Genomic DNA, 755 nt, shown 5'->3' on the forward strand with positions numbered 1-755 from the left:
GATGAGATCGAGCAACGCATGGGGCGCTTAGAAAAAGCACTGGTCCAACAAGCTGCGACCGGTTCTAAGGCTTCTCTGATCCAAGTTCTTCAGTCCCTGCGGGGGATTGGATTGCTTACAGCCATTACCCTTGCGGCTGAAATCGGAACTTTTGCGCGTTTTCGCTCCCCAGCGCAACTGATGGCGTACTTGGGACTGGTCCCTCGTGAGTATTCCACGGGCCTAAGTACTCGACGCGGCAGCATGACCAAAGCCGGAAATGGCCGCTTACGACGGACTTTGGTGGAGTCCGCTTGGAGTTACCGTCACCGTCCTGCTGTAAAAGGGGATCTCGCCAAGCGATTAGATGGCATGCCCGCCGACGTACAGCTGTTGTCCTGGAAGGCGCAAGAAAGATTGCATTACAAATACCGGCATCTCGTGTTTGGAAAGAACAAGCACAAGAATGTGGCCGTCGGTGCGGTGGCCCGGGAATTGATTGGGTTCATATGGGCGGTTGCTAGAACCGTGGAGCAGCCAGCAGCTTCCTAACGCATTTGGACGATGAAGGACGCAGGGGACGTTGCCCCCTGCACCCCCACACTCGCCGTGTGGCGTTCCTCATCTTCGATGAGGATTTGGAAAAGTGTTGAATTGTACCCCGCCGCTTGTCAAGGAAGACGCTTGACAAGCTCACGCCGGAGCACGAGGCCCGGGAGCAAACGAAGGTTCAGGAGAGAATTTGCGTGGTCCGTTTGCACTAAGTTTTGAAAGAA

At 55.1% G+C, this 755-nt stretch carries 1 protein-coding gene; it reads left to right on the plus strand.

The window, feature by feature from the left end; genetic code table 11:
- A partial coding sequence (locus MJ257_RS24625) for a transposase (protein ID WP_240271804.1) occupies window positions 1–531 on the plus strand: 531 nt, incomplete at its 5' end.
- Window positions 532–755 lie beyond the last annotated feature (224 nt).

The organism is Paenibacillus timonensis, assembly GCF_022427145.1.
Classification (GTDB): Bacteria; Bacillota; Bacilli; order Paenibacillales; family Paenibacillaceae; genus Fontibacillus; species Fontibacillus timonensis.